This is a genomic window from Croceibacter sp. (genome assembly GCF_002716225.1).
Taxonomy (GTDB): Bacteria; Bacteroidota; Bacteroidia; order Flavobacteriales; family Flavobacteriaceae; genus Croceibacter; species Croceibacter atlanticus.
Genome location: NZ_PAZX01000013.1, coordinates 91,744 through 108,418 on the forward strand (window position 1 = coordinate 91,744; position 16,675 = coordinate 108,418).

General features: G+C 31.9%; 14 protein-coding genes. 8 read left to right on the plus strand and 6 right to left on the minus strand.

Annotated elements, in window-relative coordinates; genetic code table 11:
- Positions 1 to 57: 57 nt before the first annotated feature.
- The 3 genes from CL818_RS10200 to CL818_RS10210 all read right to left on the minus strand — a co-directional run bounded on the left by CL818_RS10200 (position 58) and on the right by CL818_RS10210 (position 4,256).
- Positions 58 to 591 (minus strand): DUF7467 domain-containing protein, encoded by a 534-nt coding sequence (locus CL818_RS10200; protein ID WP_272973696.1) that lies wholly within the window; start codon positions 589 to 591, stop codon positions 58 to 60.
- A 440-nt stretch (positions 592 to 1,031) separates the two neighbouring features.
- Complete coding sequence (gene capA / locus CL818_RS10205) at positions 1,032 to 2,069, minus strand: cysteate synthase (RefSeq protein ID WP_272973695.1); 1,038 nt, start codon at positions 2,067 to 2,069, stop codon at positions 1,032 to 1,034.
- A 51-nt stretch (positions 2,070 to 2,120) separates the two neighbouring features.
- Entirely contained in the window at positions 2,121 to 4,256 is a 2,136-nt protein-coding gene (locus CL818_RS10210; protein ID WP_286972921.1) for a S9 family peptidase, read from the minus strand.
- A 61-nt stretch (positions 4,257 to 4,317) separates the two neighbouring features.
- Between CL818_RS10210 and CL818_RS10215 the strand changes: the two genes are divergently transcribed.
- Positions 4,318 to 4,641: a YbaB/EbfC family nucleoid-associated protein gene (locus tag CL818_RS10215; RefSeq protein ID WP_286972924.1), complete on the plus strand. Its 324-nt coding sequence runs from the start codon at positions 4,318 to 4,320 to the stop codon at positions 4,639 to 4,641.
- Between the two features lies 1 nt (position 4,642).
- On the opposite strand, the gene CL818_RS10220 is transcribed toward CL818_RS10215, so the two are convergent.
- On the minus strand, positions 4,643 to 5,077 hold the full coding sequence (locus CL818_RS10220; RefSeq protein ID WP_286972926.1) for a thioredoxin family protein: 435 nt from the start codon (positions 5,075 to 5,077) through the stop codon (positions 4,643 to 4,645).
- Positions 5,078 to 5,176: 99 nt separating this feature from the next.
- Positions 5,177 to 6,277, minus strand: a complete 1,101-nt coding sequence (locus CL818_RS10225; RefSeq protein WP_286972928.1) for an OmpA family protein — start codon at positions 6,275 to 6,277, stop codon at positions 5,177 to 5,179.
- Between the two features lie 193 nt (positions 6,278 to 6,470).
- Here CL818_RS10225 and CL818_RS10230 point away from each other — a divergent pair, with 193 nt between their 5' ends.
- Positions 6,471 to 6,794 carry a YegP family protein gene (locus tag CL818_RS10230; RefSeq protein WP_286972930.1) on the plus strand — a complete coding sequence of 108 codons (324 nt, stop codon included), beginning with the start codon at positions 6,471 to 6,473 and terminating at the stop codon, positions 6,792 to 6,794.
- A 34-nt stretch (positions 6,795 to 6,828) separates the two neighbouring features.
- Here CL818_RS10230 and CL818_RS10235 read toward each other — a convergent pair whose 3' ends face one another.
- Positions 6,829 to 7,851 (minus strand): threonine aldolase family protein, encoded by a 1,023-nt coding sequence (locus CL818_RS10235; RefSeq protein ID WP_286972931.1) that lies wholly within the window; start codon positions 7,849 to 7,851, stop codon positions 6,829 to 6,831.
- Between the two features lie 84 nt (positions 7,852 to 7,935).
- Here CL818_RS10235 and CL818_RS13605 point away from each other — a divergent pair, with 84 nt between their 5' ends.
- The 6 genes from CL818_RS13605 to CL818_RS10260 all read left to right on the plus strand — a co-directional run bounded on the left by CL818_RS13605 (position 7,936) and on the right by CL818_RS10260 (position 16,385).
- Positions 7,936 to 9,639 (plus strand): DUF8201 family protein, encoded by a 1,704-nt coding sequence (locus tag CL818_RS13605; protein WP_502692245.1) that lies wholly within the window; start codon positions 7,936 to 7,938, stop codon positions 9,637 to 9,639.
- On the plus strand, positions 9,632 to 10,393 hold the full coding sequence (locus CL818_RS10240) for a TIGR02757 family protein (protein ID WP_286972932.1): 762 nt from the start codon (positions 9,632 to 9,634) through the stop codon (positions 10,391 to 10,393). The genes CL818_RS13605 and CL818_RS10240 overlap by 8 nt, the downstream gene beginning before the upstream one ends.
- Before the next feature lie 105 nt (positions 10,394 to 10,498).
- Complete coding sequence (locus CL818_RS10245) at positions 10,499 to 11,719, plus strand: sensor histidine kinase (RefSeq protein ID WP_286972933.1); 1,221 nt, start codon at positions 10,499 to 10,501, stop codon at positions 11,717 to 11,719.
- Positions 11,720 to 11,913: 194 nt separating this feature from the next.
- On the plus strand, positions 11,914 to 13,137 hold the full coding sequence (locus tag CL818_RS10250) for a GAF domain-containing sensor histidine kinase (protein WP_286972934.1): 1,224 nt from the start codon (positions 11,914 to 11,916) through the stop codon (positions 13,135 to 13,137).
- Between the two features lie 75 nt (positions 13,138 to 13,212).
- A complete protein-coding gene (locus tag CL818_RS10255) occupies positions 13,213 to 15,138 on the plus strand; it encodes a BatA domain-containing protein (protein ID WP_286972935.1) in 1,926 nt (641 codons plus the stop codon).
- A complete protein-coding gene (locus CL818_RS10260; RefSeq protein ID WP_286972936.1) occupies positions 15,135 to 16,385 on the plus strand; it encodes a dihydroorotase in 1,251 nt (416 codons plus the stop codon). The genes CL818_RS10255 and CL818_RS10260 overlap by 4 nt, the downstream gene beginning before the upstream one ends.
- The last annotated feature ends 290 nt before the right edge of the window (positions 16,386 to 16,675 follow it).

A 16,675-nucleotide genomic window follows, 5' to 3' on the forward strand; every position in this document is an offset into this window, starting at 1 on the left:
TTTATTTATAGATTGATTAATTGTAGATTAATTGTAGATTAATTGTAGTTTTAAAAACTAGTCGATAATTATTGGATCTTCGTCTTCCTCTTCTTCCTCAGGCATAACATCAACCGGGCACAAAATGCCACCATTTCTGCTTTCTCCAGAGACTACAACGAAATCGCCACTTACTAATCCAGGACCAATTGGAATTGAGCAACTAGTGTGTATCATTGTGTTTAGAGTATTATTTTTATAGAAAAATAACTTAGGACTTAAAGTATTTTTCTTAGCAACTCCATAAACCGTAAATTCACCGTTTGGGAATACTAAGCTGTTTTTTACAACCTCTCCTTTTTGCTGAACCACTTTTACGACAACAGCCATATCTCCTGTATACTTAAGAGTTAGGATAGAGACTTTGCCATCGCAAGAATTACAATCTGAGTTATTTAAAATAGATTGGTTGTACCTGAAGTTTTCAGATAAAGCATCGATAGCTGAATTTTCATTATTATCAATACTAGAGTCAATTTCATTATCTACCGAGCAACTATTTAACATAAATAATGTTAAAACAAGCAGTAGATAGCTTGATTTTTTAAACATAAAAGTCTATTTATAAGATGATTAATTGTTAACGCAAAGTTAATCTTATATAAATAACTATTAAAGCATTTCATAACACATCGATGAAATACACAATTTAACGACATAATACTTTTTAACCTGTTAAGAGTATTATGATTTAGATATTTTATTATTATTAATTATATTTAAATGATAATTTAATATGTTTTTTCCTACAACTATGAGTTTAAGTGAAAATTCACACCCAAATCACTAAAAACCAATATGTTAAATATGTTTTGTGAGTTTTTTATAATAATTTTTTGAGAATAATTAAGTATATAGACAAAAACATTAAACTATAAGACTACAGTATCCAAAAACGCCAACAATCTTTAAATTAAGATTGTTGGCGTTTTACATTAAAACTATAATTTAGAAAAATTAAAACGTCAATTTTTCGAATAAAAACGTCAAACTTATATTTTTTGAGAATTTGGAATTGCTTTTAGGTTTTCCTGAAGTTCGAAACCTTGATCTTCCATCCATTGGTCGTTATAAATTTTGGCCATATAACGAGAGCCGTGATCTGGAAATAACACCACAACCTTGCTGTCTTTTGTAAATTGACCTTGTAAGGCGTATTGTTTTACTCCTTGCATAGCAGCTCCACTTGTGTAACCAACAAACAAACCTTCCTCTTTAGCAATAGTTCTTGCCATTTGAGCAGCAGACTCATCTGTAACCTTTACAAATTCATCAATAGCATCAAAATCTGTTGCAGTAGGAATTAAGTTTTTTCCTAAGCCTTCAATTTTATAGGAGTATATTTCATTTTCATCAAACTGTCTTGTCTCATGATATTTCTTCAATACACTTCCGTAGGCATCTATCCCTAAAATTTTAATTTCAGGATTCATTTCTTTCAAGTATCTAGCTGTTCCAGAAATGGTTCCGCCAGTACCACTGCATGCTACCAGATGTGTAATTTTACCTTCAGTTTGTTTCCAAATTTCTGGACCTGTACTATGGTAATGAGCATCTATATTTAATTCATTAAAATATTGATTAATATAAATGCTGCCAGGTGTTTCTAAGTGTATTCTCTTTGCTACCTCGTAATAGGATCTTGGATCATCTGCAGCCACATTTGCAGGACAAACGTGAACCTCTGCACCCATAGCTCTCAACATATCTATCTTATCTTTTGATGATTTGTCTGAGACTGCTAAAATGCACTTGTAACCTTTTACAGCACTTACCATTGCTATACTAAAGCCCGTATTACCCGAAGTAGTTTCAACAATAGTATCTCCAGGTTGCAATAACCCTTTTTCTTCAGCTTGAGATAATATAAAGTGAGCAACTCTATCTTTAGCAGAATGTCCTGGATTAAATGCTTCTACTTTAGCGTAGAAGGTCCCAGAAATATCTTCTGTCATTTTCTGCAACTGTATAAGTGGTGTGTCTCCTACCAATTGCAATATATTATCGTAAACCTGTAATTCCTTTTTCATAAATAAGGGTACTTATTGTTTCAGCTTGCAAAAATACTATTTTTATATAACTTACTCTGTAATTCCCTCTAAGTCTAATATAAATGCATAATCTTTAGCTATTTCCTTAAGAGCTTCAAAACGACCTGAAGCACCACCATGACCTGCTTCCATATTGGTGTCTAAATACAATACATTGGTATCTGTCTTTAAATCTCTAAGTTTTGCCACCCATTTAGCTGGTTCCCAGTATTGCACTTGACTATCGTGTAATCCTGTTGTAACTAACATATTTGGGTATTCCTGAGATTTCACCTGATCATAAGGTGAATATGACTTCATATACTCATAGTAATCTTTTTCATTAGGATTTCCCCATTCGTCATACTCGCCTGTTGTTANNGGTATTGAGTCGTCTAACATAGTGGTAACCACATCTACAAAAGGAACNGCAGCTACAATACCATTGTATTTCTCTGGAGCCATATTAGCAACTGCTCCCATTAACAATCCTCCTGCAGAACCACCCATAGCATACAAATGATCTGGAGAAGTATATTTCTGATCTATTAAATATGAGCTTGCATCAATGAAGTCTGTGAAGGTGTTTATTTTATTAAAGTATTTTCCGTCTTCATACCATTGACGNCCTAAATATTGACCNCCACGAATGTGCACNATTGCAAAAATAAAACCGCGATCNAGCAAACTTAATCGTGTTGTAGAGAATGTTGGNTCTATTGTATANCCATAAGAACCATATGCATATTGTAAAATAGGGTTTTTACCATCTCTTTTAATACCTTTCTTATATACTATAGATATTGGTATTTCTTTTCCATCTCTTGCTACTGCCCATAGCCGTTCTGACATGTAGTTTTCTTTTGCAAACTTACCACCAAGTACNGCTTGTTCCTTTTTTACTTCTTTCTCTTTGGTTCTCATATTAAAGTCTACCACAGAAGATGGTGTTGTGAGCGAAGTATAGCCGTATCTTAAAATCTCTGTTTCAAAATCTGGATTTGTACTTGCGCCTGCCGCATAGGTTTCGTTATCAAAAGGCAAGTAATAATCTTCTGTTTCATCCCAACGCATCACTCTAATTTGNGATAATCCTAGTTTACGNTCACTTACAACAAGGTAATCTTTAAAAATNTCTATGTCTTCTAAGAGAACATCTTCCCTATGTGGTAAAACATCTACCCAATTTTCTTGNGNAGTTTTACCTATAGGTGTTTTCATGAGTTTAAAATTCTCTGCTTTATCTTTATTAGTAACAATATAAAAGTTGTCTTTAAAATGAGATATACTATATTCTAAACCTCTTTCTCTTGGTGCAAATAATTTAAATTGACCGTCTGGTGTATTGGCATCTAAAATTCTAAATTCATCTGTAAGTGTTGCAGATGATCCTACAATAATATAGTCTTTAGATTTTGTTTTATACACATAGGCATTAAACGTATCATCATCTTCCTGAAATACGAGATTATCGTCTTCTGTTGGCTTACCTAATACATGTTTAAGTATTTGGTAAGAACGTAGTGTTTCTGGNTCTTTNTTTGTGTAAAATAATGTNTGGCTATCATTGGCCCAAACAGAACTGCCTGTAGTATTTGCTACTTTATCTTTTAAAATTTCTCCAGTACTTAAGTTTTTTACGTGAATAGTATATTGTCTTCTACTAACNGTATCTACACCATAAGATACCAACTCATTATTAGGACTAACGCTAAGTGCTGTTAATTTAAAGTAACTGTGGCCTTCTGCCATTNTATTACAATCGAATATAATNTCTTCTTGAGCATCTAATGTTTCTTTCTTNCGAGAATATATTGGGTAATCTTTACCNTTTTCAAAACGAGTTATATACCAATAGCCATTATATTTATAAGGTACAGAGCTATCATCTTCTTTAATCCTTGCCTTCATCTCATCAAACAAGTTAGACTGCAGCTCTTTGGTATGNGCAGTCATTTTCTCATAGTAATCATTCTCACGNTCAAGGTAATCTATCACCTCTTCATTTTCTCTGTCTTTAAGCCAGTAATAATTATCTATTCTAAGATCTCCGTGCTTTTCTAAATTTTCTGGAATTTTCTGAGCTATTGGAGGTTGAATTGTATTTTTCAAGGTATTGTCTTTAGGTTGTTTACAAGCGGATGCAAAAGTAAAGATAACTAGACTGAAAAGTAGGATTTGTTTCATCTTAAATAAGGTTTGAAACTCTAAAATAGTAAATTTGCCTATAACTTAAATTTACAATACTATGTTTGGAGATATGATGGGTATNATGTCTAAATTAAAAGAAGCCCAACAAAAGGTTGAAGACACAAAAAAACGTTTAGACACGGTTTTAATTAATGAACAATCTAGCGACAATTTATTAAAGGTTGAACTTACAGCAAATAGAACTNTAAAAAGCATTGAAATAGNCGATACTCTTTTAGAAGATAAAGAGCAATTAGAAGATTATCTTATTTTAACTTTAAATAAAGCTATAAAAAAAGCTACAGAAATTAATGAAGCAGAAATTGGTGCTGTTGCCAAAGAAGGTATGCCAAATATNCCTGGCTTAGATATGTTTAAATAATCTAAGAATTTTCATTTATAAATGCTCTGTAGTATCGTGGGTCTCCACTATAACCAGAAATATCCTTTAGCACCTTTCCTTTATGGTCTAGCAATAGCATTAATGGGAAGGTGTTTTCTTTATTATACTTTTTAATAAGAGCTTTATTTTTTTCCATTTGCGCTTCAGATATAATATCTAAACGGTAAGGTCTATCTACCATAAGCAGTACAAAATCATTTGTTTTATTTAAAAATTCTGCCGTCTCAAAATAATCTTCCTTTAATTTAATACAAGGTTTACACCAATCACTTCCTGTAAAATACATAAATANTGGCAGCTTTTTTTCCTTGGCTANTTTTTGAGCTTCATNGTAATCTGTTANCCANACANCATCTTGTTGCGCTTGTATTAAAGCTGAAGACAACATAAATACTAAAAGAAAGATTGATTTCATTATATAGAATTTGAAAATCTTATTACAAAAGATATGCCTAAATATAAAAAGGCGCTTTGAATACACAAAACGCCTTTAAGACTAATTTATTGGGGACTATTAGTTTTCTATAACTCTAAATTGTGTTCTTCTGTTTAACGTATGCTCACGTTCTGTACAAGAAACACCATCTGCACAACGATTACGAAGTTTAGACTCTCCGTAGCCGTTAGATGTTATCTTGCTTGAATTAATNCCTTTAGAAATTAAGTAGTTTGTAACAGCTTGAGCTCTTCTTTCAGATAATGCTTGGTTACTTGAAGCTGTACCTCTAGAATCTGTATGAGATGCAATCTCGACAGAAACACCTTGCTGCATTACTGGTAATAACTTAGCATCTATCTCTGCTTTAGCTGCATTAGTTAAAGAAGCACTACCTAAATTCCAAACTATATTAAGGTCTGTATATTCTAATAATTTACAATCTACTTCTGCCCAAGTCGTTAAACCACCTTTTTGCTTAAGCACCTCTTTAGTTACTGTCTTGTATTTAGCAGCTACCGTTTCCTCTGTTGTGCCAGCATCTTTCACTAAAACTGTTTTCGTGATAGTAGCATACTCTGCAGGAACTTCTTCTTCCACAACTCTCGCTGGCTCTGTAACTACACGCTTAGTATAACTACCAGCTTGCTCTGCTACAGGTGANGAACTTGTNGATGCATCATTANCTAAAGTACGAACAGCTACTGTTTGGTACTCTGCAGGATAACCTTTATAACACCAGTAACGACAATCTTCTGGATTGTTCGATTGGCATTCTGCAGGAGGAACATCACTCATTTCCCATTGTGCATAAGCAGGTTTAATCTCGATAGTTTCTGCACTATTACCGAAGGTCGCTGGATTTATACTTAAAACAGANCTACTTTGTTTTTTTACATAGGTAACTGTTTCTGTNCCATAAACTGCNGGTATAATTCGTAATTTTTTACTTGCCTCCTTTACTAAAACACGTTCTGTTTGTGTTTCATATTGTGCAGGAACAACTCTAAGTTTCTTATAAGCTGGCTCTACNTCTATCTGTACAGTTTGATTTTCATAAATGTCTGGTGTTGTACAACGCACATAACATTTACCTGGTTCTGGATTAGTTGGTAAATCTTGCGCAAAACCGAAACCAGCTACGGCAATTGCAAGGATAGAGAATATTAGTTTTTTCATATTTGATAAGGATTAGTTAAATATTATATCCTAAATTTATGAAAACACACAACTATTTGTTAAAGATTTATATGTTTTTANTATTAATTTCGACATAAGGCAATATAAATCGATAAACTACATTTATTATGTAAGAAATGAATTTTAATGTTGTATTAAATGACTAATTTTATAGTAAATAAAAAAATGCAATATGTTTGAATTAAAGAAAAAAGAAGACGNTAACACCTACCATTTTGTACTTAAAGCTAAAAATGGTCAAGTTATTTTAAGCAGTGAAGTTTACAATTCTAAAAGTGCTGCTAGTAATGGTATAGAGTCTGTAAANAAGAATAGCCNAGATGANACAAAATTTGAACGCAAGACTGCTAAAAATGGAAAATTCTATTTTAATCTAAAAGCTTCAAATGGTCAGATTATAGGTAGCAGCCAAATGTATGCTGGTGANGCAGGAATGGAAAACGGCATTTCTTCTGTTTCAGAGAATGCTCCAAACGCTAGTATTAAAGAGCTATAAATTATAAAAACCCGACTTAGCATCGGGTTTTTATTTATTTTTTAAAATCTTGTAGAGTTTTTATAAATGTTTGGTGTTGCTCTTCTGTATAATCTAAATGGGTTACAACACGCCACTTGCCTTCACCCATTGCACTTATAATTATACCTTTATCTGTTAAGTGGTTTAGGAAATTTTCTCCAGAAATTTTAGTGTCTAAATAAAAGATTACAATATTAGTTTCAACAGGCTCAACACTTTTTATATAACTAAGANNTAATAGNACATTTTCNATCTCCTTTGCTCTTTGGTGATCTTCTTCTANTCTTTCTATATGATTATCCAGCGCATAAAGTCCTGCAGCAGCAAGATACCCAACTTGCCTCATACCACCACCAAGAACTTTTCTAACACGCATTGCGTTTTCCATAATATCTTCATCTCCTATTAATACAGAACCAACAGGCGCACCTAACCCTTTAGATAAGCATACAGATATTGTTTGAAACAAGTTTCCATAATCAATAGCATTTTGTTTTTTATGCACCAACGCATTAAACAAACGAGCACCATCTAAGTGGTAACCTAAATTATGCGCTGTAGTTACTTTCTTTATAGCTTGTAATTCACTTAAATCATAACAAGCACCACCACCTTTATTTGTTGTATTTTCAATACATACCAAACTGCTTTTAGGGCTATGATAAAAATCTGGAGCATTAATGTTCTCCTCAACTTGCTTTGCTGTTATTTTGCCTCTATTACCATCTATTAATTTACAAGAAACACCACTGTTAAATGATACACCACCACCTTCGTAATTAAACACATGAGCCCATTTGTCACAAATTAATTGTTCTCCTGGCTGAGTGTGTAATTTAATTGCTGCCTGATTAGCCATACTACCACTAGGAAAAAATAATGCATTCTTCTTTCCAAACATATCAGCTAAGCGGGCTTCTAACTCATTTACCGCAGGATCTTCTTTATATACATCATCTCCAACTTTTGCGCTAAACATAGCTTGAAGCATCCCTTTAGTAGGTTTTGTAATCGTGTCACTTTTTAAATCTATCATCCTTAAATTTTGTATTTCAAATGTAATACGAATCGTAAGAGGAAACCAATTGTTTTAGTAATTTGCAGTAGAATAAATTTTGCCATGCTGCTTATAGCCATTTCATTTATTTACATATTTAGCATCTGTACAGCAATTGGTGTAGGCTTTTACAAACTATTTAAAATTGAAACTTACAAAAGTGTAGAAGTAGCTTTTATTGGCTTATTTTCAATTTCATTATTAGCTTCTATATGGGCTTTTTGGGGACGGATTCATTGGGAGTTTCATCTCTTTATAATATTAACTTCCTGTATTTCAATTTTATTTAACAAAGACAAAGTTGTCCAAACCCTCAAACACTTAAGGTATACTTTTAAGCAATTATCACCATTTTTAAAAGCGTTATTAATTAGTACTGCAGTATTAATTTTAATGCAATGTGCTTCTGCGCCCTATGTAATAGATAATGAGTCTTATTATATACAAACAATTGCAGTACTCAATGACTATGGCTTTATAAAAGGGCTTGCCAATCTTCACTTCTTTTTAGCACAAACCAGTGGCTGGCATATTACACAAAGTGCCTTAAACTTGAACTTTGTTTTTAAGAATTTTAATGATTTAAGCGGATTCTGTCTTTTACTNACCGTTTTATGGTCTTTTNATAAGTTGAATTTTTATTTTAAAAATAGAGTTGATATATGGAATTTAATTTTTGGCCTTTTCCCTTTAGCTAATTTATTTTTCTTTCAATTTATAGGAACACCTTCTCAAGATATTCCTATTTATTGCTTAACATTTATTTNTATTTCAATATTTCAGAAATCCTTTAGATTACCTAAAACAGATGGCTTTATAGTGTTATGTGCTTTAGTTTTATTTTGCATTTTCATAAAACCGACAAGCTTTTTATTAATTGGTTTTCCTATAGTATTATTCATTAACNACTATAAAACTCTAAGNACTAAGGTTATTAAAGTTTTGCCTNTTGCTTTACTAACATTACTAATATTTATAGGCAAGAATAGTATTATCTCNGGCTATCCATTATTTCCTTTATTATATCTTGATGTAATNAANGAAAACTGGAAACTTCCTATAGCGTTAGCTGANTATTATATTGACCTGACTAAAGCATATGGCTTTTTATTGTTACCAGATGACTATACAAACCTAACTACTTTAGAACGTTTATACCAATGGTTAACATTAGGTAAATTACGTGGTATATTTAATTGTATAGCTGTAATATTTATATGTATTACANCTTTCTTTATAAGAAAAACTACTATTAAAAAAACAGCTNCACTAATATTTGTTCTTTATGTACTTCAGTTAATCGTATTGTTTTTCACATCGCCACTTTACAGGTTCTATTTTAACTTGCTTTATATATTACTATGTTTAGTCGTGGCAAGTGTTTTATATAAAAGNTTAACTGTTCTTAAGTGCCTACTTACCATTTGTATCTTAATTTCNGGGTTNCCTTTAATTATAANTACNCCAATTAATTTTTTAGCAAATAATAGTTTCAGTACTAATTTGAGTCATTTCAACATAANAGAAATAGTAATGCCNCACTCAAATTCAAAATTTGAAGATGANTTTAAAACATACAAAAAAGGCAACTTGAATTTTAANCATCCNTTAGAAATTGATTTCTTTTGGGGTACCGGTAATGTACCGTTTCCTGCAGTGAATTATGAACAGCTCAACTATTTTGAACAAAACTTTAAGGTNATACCACAATTAAGGACCACAGAGCTTAAAGATGGTTTTTACAGCAAAACAATATCGAATGACTAAAACGGAATTGAAAGAATTTTTAGATAGCAAAGTCTTACAATACAACCAACCAGAGTTTATTGAAACAGATCCTATTCAAATNCCGCATCACTTCAGTAAAAAAGAAGATATNGAGATTTCGGGNTTTTTAACAGCAACAATTTCTTGGGGTAACAGAAAAAGCATCCTTAAAAATGCAAATAACCTTATGCAACTAATGGACNATGCTCCTTATGANTTTATCTGTAACCATANTGCTAACGACCTGGAAACTCTGCAAANATTTGTTCATAGAACATTTAATGGTAAAGATTTAGCGTATTTCATTTCAGCNTTAANGCATATATATAATACTCATNATGGATTGGAGGCTGTATTTTCAAAATATCAAGACTCAGANTCATTACAAAATTCCATACATCATTTTAAATCTATATTTTTTGAATTACCTCATTTACAGCGCACCGAAAAACATGTTAGTGATCCTCACAAAAACTCTGCTGCAAAACGAATAAATATGTTCTTAAGATGGATGGTAAGACCAAATGATGGTGTAGACTTTGGGTTATGGAACTCCATATTACCCTCTAAACTTTCTTGTCCCTTAGACGTACATTCTGGTAGGGTTGCNAGAAAATTAAACCTNCTTACNAGAAAGCAAAACGACGCAAAAGCAGTTTTAGNATTAGATGANAATTTAAAAAAACTTGACCCTAAAGATCCTGTAAAATATGACTATGCACTATTTGGTTTAGGAGTATTTGAAAGTTTCTAAACAAGAATCACAAATTTTAAGATTTCTTTAAGAAAATAATATTTATTGTATATCTTAGTGTATTATTTGATAATTAACCATTTCCGCTATTAATATCTCTTGCATATGCAGTCACCTAGTTTACCACTAAATGAGAATAAGCGCCAAAAGGCACTGCGTTCATATAGGTTGTTAGATACGCCTCCAGAGATTGATTATGATAACATTACTCAGTTAGCATCTTACATATGTAAAACNCCTATATCCTTAATTTCTCTTTTAGATGGTGAACGTAATTGGTTTAAATCTNCAGTAGGNGTTCCNTTTACAGAATCTCCAAGAAGCCTTTCNTTTTGTGGTCATGCAATACATAANCCTGAAGAAGTGATGATTGTTGAAGATGCTAGGTTAGANAAGCGTTTTTATGACAACCCATTAGTAGAAGAAATGAAGGCNGCTATTTTTTATTTAGGCGTTCCTATTAAATCAGAAGAAGGTTTACCACTAGGCACTCTNTGTGTTTTTGATGATAAGCCTAGACGCNTAGAAGATGAACAGATAACTGCAATGAAGGCTTTAGCCAAACAGGTGGAAAGTCATATTAAATCGAGAAAACATACTATAGAATTACAAAACACTCATAGAAAATTAGAAAAAACAAATAACCTATTAAGCGACTTTGCAGCAGTTGCTTCTCATGACATNAAACTACCAATTGCTAGTATTGTTACAACAGCAGATATCCTCAAAACTAAATACAAATCTGTTTTAGATGAAGATGGTTTAAATAGGTTGAGTTTAATTAAGGAGTGTTCTTTTACAATAAATGAATACATCTCCGGAATGTTGGAAATGTATACAAGTGATAAAGGNCTTAGTGACGATTTTGAATTAATNAACCTCAANCAACTGCTTGAAAGTGTCCAAAAAATTAATATGTGTGAANATAAATGTCAGTTTTGGCTTCCTTCAGAAACACACGTATTAAATAGTAACAAAATTGCACTTACACAGATATTTACAAACCTATTTACAAATGCGGTAAAATACAATGACAAGAATAGTTGTATTGTTAATGTAAATTTCTCTGAAGATGCTTCTCACTATAAATTCACTGTAACAGATAACGGTCCAGGAATACCTGAAGAACATTTAGGAAATATTTTCAAACTATTTAAAACTGCCTTACCTAAAGACAATACAGGAAAAAAAGGAAATGGTATTGGGCTCTCAATAGTTAAAAAGTTAATTAAAAAACTTAACGGTAGGATTTATGTTTCNTCAGAACTTGGNAAGAGCACNACGTTTACCTTTACAATAGGTAAACCAACAACGTTTTCCAATTAACAAAAAAATTTAAATCTTTATTATTACCAGAAACCCTTTTAAATAAAGGGTTTCATTGTTTATACGTAGTATTGAAAATTATTTAATTAACATTTTTTTAAGTTTTTTAAGAAAATATTATGATTTGATACGACTTTAGATTATTTTTGCTAGCTGATTGATTATTAAAGTGTTCCGAGATATTATTCGAAGCTATGCAAGCACCTAGTTATACATTACAAGAAGATTTAAGACAACAAGCTGTTGATTCTTACCACATAGTTGACACTGAGCCTGAAGAGCAATTTGATAATTTAACAGAATTAGCTATTCAAATTTGTGGTGTTCAGCACGCTTTATTAACTATTTTAGATAAGAATAGAAATTGGTACAAATCCAATAACAAGGTACCGTTTACTGAAGCACCTAGATCTCTTTCTTTTTGTGGTCATCTTATTCACAATCCTCACGAAATCATGATTGTTGAAGATGCACGNAAAGATATACGCTTTCATGANAANCCAATNGTTACAGANNTAAAATCTGTAGTGTTTTATTTAGGNGTNCCNNTNNTAAGTNAAGATGGTTTTGCAATTGGCACATTATGTATTTTTGATGACAAACCAAGACAATTAAGTNATTCTCAAATAGCTTCGATGAAGCTNTTGGGCAAACAAGCAGAATATTTACTAAACCATAGAAAACATAAATTAAATCAATCTAATATTCATAAAAAATTAGAGCGAACTAATGATATGCTTAGTGAATTTGCAGCTGTGGCCTCACACGATTTAAAGTTACCAATTGCAAGTATTATTACTACTGCAGACATCATTAAAACTAAATANAANACCAAGTTAGGGAAAGACGGTCAAGANAGGCTTAACCTTATTAAAGATTGTTCATTTACAATAAATGAATACATAACTGGTATGTTAGATATGTATACAAGTGAGCACGGTATACAAAACAGTTTNGAGACCATTAATATTAAAGCNTTTTTTGACAATTTGCTAAAAATNAATCTAACATCTCAAAAATGTCAGTTTTGGTTNCCTACAGAAACTCATGTTATAAATTCAAATAAAATTGCTTTAACTCAGATTTTCACCAACTTATTCTCTAATGCCGTTAAATACAATGATAAAGACAACTGCATTATTAGTGTAAATGTTACTGAAAACAAATCACATTATAAATTTACGGTGACCGATAATGGTCCTGGCATTGAAAAAAGTAATTACAAAGAAATTTTTAAGCTGTTTAAAACAGCAAGTGAAACTGATAATAGAGGAAAAAAAGGAAATGGCATTGGTCTTTCGGTGGTTAAGAAGTTAGTNAAAAAACTAAATGGCGAGATCTCTGTAGCTTCAGAATTAGGAAAATTCACAACCTTTACTTTTACTGTTGAAAAGCCTACAACACTAACTATTAATTAAGTTATACAGAAACCCTGTACAAGTATTATATATTTAGGTATACATCACTATATTTGGCGTATACACTAAATAGGAATGCAGTTTAAATACCCAGAATTACTTTACGCGCTTTTTTTACTGGTAATTCCTATTATCGTACATCTTTTTCAGCTTCGTAAATTTCAGAAAGAAGAGTTNACCAATGTTAAATTTCTCCAACGCGTAATCTTACAAACANGAAAAAGCTCTCAACTTAAAAAATGGCTTACATTACTTTCACGTCTCTTATTAATGGCGTGTTTAATAACTGCCTTTGCTCAACCTTTTTTTACTGCAAATGATAATGCTACTAAACCACAAGAGACTGTAATCTACTTGGATAACAGCTTTAGCATGCAGGCAAAGGGACAAAAGGGTGAACTTTTAAAAAGAGCCATTCAGGAGTTATTAGAAACAATTCCTGAAGATGAAGTTTTTACTCTTCTTACAAATACAGATAGATTAAAAAATACAACGTTGAGAGAGTCTCGAAATGAGATACAAGAAATTACTTATGAAGCTCAAAGCATATCTGTAAACACTGCTTTAATACGTGCTAAAAATGAGTTTTCAAAAACCAAAGNTGTTGTAAAGAATTTTGTTGCTATTTCAGACTTTCAAATTAATGACGATCCATTTCAGCAAACTCCTGAGGAGATCTCTGTAAACTTTGTACAACTTTCACCTGTAAATAAAGANAACCTTTCTGTCGATAGTGTTTACGTTAAAGATCGTGGCATTAATTCTATCACATTAGCTACAAAAATATCAAGTACTGGTTCACTATCAGGAACACTTCCTGTTGCTCTTTATGACGGTAACACACTTTTAGCCAAAACAAGTGTGCANCTTGAGGAAAACAGCACTTCAGAAACAGTTTTCAACATACAAAANCCAGAAAGTATTAACGGCAATATTCGTGTAGAAGATACTGGTTTACAATATGACAACATACTATATTTTAGNATTAACAAACCAGATCCTATTAAGGTAATTGCAATTAGTGATGTAGATGACAGTTATCTAAAAAAACTATATAAATCACCAGAATTTGAACTTATTACTTCTACAACTNCTCAATTAGATTANAACCAATTAAATAATGCTAANTGTATAATTTTAAATGAAGTCTTGCAATTACCAAATGGCCTTGCTACTATTTTAAATAAAGTAACAGCAGCAAACGGTACTGTAATAATTNTACCAGCACNAGAAGCAAATATAAACAGTTACAATTCTTTATTTAACCAATTAGGGTTATCNCCTTTTTCTGAGTTAAAAACTCAGGAAAAACAAATNACCAGTATTGTCTTTGCGCATCCTATATATGAAGGTGTTTTTGACAANCGTATAGATAACTTTCAATACCCTAANGTACAATCGTATTTTACAACAANCGCCANNGCNAACAANGTTTTAGGCTATCAAGATAACTCAAGTTTTTTAGAACAAACTGGCAATGTATACAGATTTACAGCTGCATTAAATTCTCAAAATTCAAATTTCAAAAATGCGCCATTAATTGTTCCTACATTTTATAATATAGCCAAACAAAGCTTAAAAGGCGGAACCTTATATTATACTATAAACAACGCAAATAGTCTTGATGTAAATGTGGCATTACCACAAGATGATATTCTTAAAATTGAAAGTGAAAATGGGTCTTTTATACCATTGCAACAAAACTTTAATTCTAAGGTTCAGATTACNACTAATGAGCTACCANAGTTGGCAAATAATTATGTGGTTAAAAACGAAAATCAANAATTGCTTAAACTAAGTTATAATTATAACCGTGACGAAAGTGAGTTAACTTACCAGAATATTTCTCAACTCGAAAATATTACAATTAACAATCAAGTATCTTCATTTTTTAAGCAAATGCAACAAGATAATAGTATAACCGATTTATGGAAATGGTTTGTTATTTTTGCACTACTATTTCTTTGTATAGAAATACTTCTCTTAAAATTCCTGAAATGACCATATTAATTAAATCTGCAAAAATAATAGATCCTAAGAGCGCGTTTCATAACAAGCAAGTAGATATTCTTGTGGAAAATGGTACCATAAAAACTATTGCAGAAACTATAACAACNTCTGCAGATACTGTGGTAGAGTTAGAAAACCTTCATCTTTCTCAAGGTTGGTTTGACTCCAGTGTGAGTTTTGGAGAACCTGGTTATGAAGAACGCGAAACTATAGCNAATGGTCTTAATGTAGCAGGAAAAAGTGGATTTACAGATATAGTCTTAAATCCTAAAACAAATCCTATTGTAGACACTAGCTCTTTAGTTGTGGCTATTACAAACAAAGCNCAACTTCATGCTGTTGCATTACATATATGTGGAGCACTCACNAAACACTCTAAAGGAGTAGATTTAGCAGAGCTGTATGATATGCATAAACATGGCGCAATAACATTTGGAGACTACAAACACGCTATAACTAATGCCAATTTGTTAAAGATCGCACTGCTTTATGCCCAAAATTTTAATGGGTTAGTACAAAGTTACCCGCAAGACAATCAAATTGCTGGAAAAGGATTAGTTAATGAGCATCATAACAGTACACTTTATGGCCTAAAAGGAATTCCTTCATTAGCTGAAGAATTACAAATTACAAGAGACCTTTTCATANTAGAATATACTGGAGGAANGCTTCANATCCCTACAATAACCACAGCAAAATCTGTTGAGCTTATTAAAGATGCAAAAGCGAAGGGATTGGATATTACCTGTAGTGTAAGTGTAAATCACTTATTACTTACAGATGATAAATTAGAAGAATTTGAGAGTAACTATAAACTACAACCACCATTACGAACTGCCACNGATGTANATGCTTTACGAAAAGGATTAAAAGACGGCACAATAGATATGGTTACTAGTGATCATCAACCAATAGATATTGAGCATAAGAAAACTGAATTTGAAAATGCTTCTTATGGTAGCATAGGCCTAGAAACAGCTTTTGGTGCCTTAAAAACTATATTTACCACAGAAGAAATCGTTAATTTTCTAACACGAGGAAAACAGAGATTTAATATAAAAACTTCAGAAATTAAGGAAGGTAATAAAGCAAACTTCAGCTTATTTAATCCAGAAGGATCTTCAACATTTACAGAAAAAAATGTCTTGTCTACCTCCAAAAATTCAGCTTTACTTGGCACTACTTTAAAAGGTACGGTTTACGGCATAGTTTCTCAAGGAGATATNTTACTTAACTAAATAGATAATTTCNTAGTTTATNATGAATACACAAGAANACATNATACCAGGAAAAACTATTGCAGTGGTCTCCTACTTAACATTTATAGGTGCACTTATAGCATTGTTTATGCATAAAGATAACCCTACTAAATTTGGAGGTTTTCANTTAAGGCAAGCAATAGGTATACATTTACTGCAGTTATCTTTGGCATTTGTTATTGGTTGGTTTGACAGCCTCTTAATCTTTTCTGCATTTTGGGTATTTATTGTAGTACTGTGGGCCTTTGGCTTTATAGGTGCTGCACAAG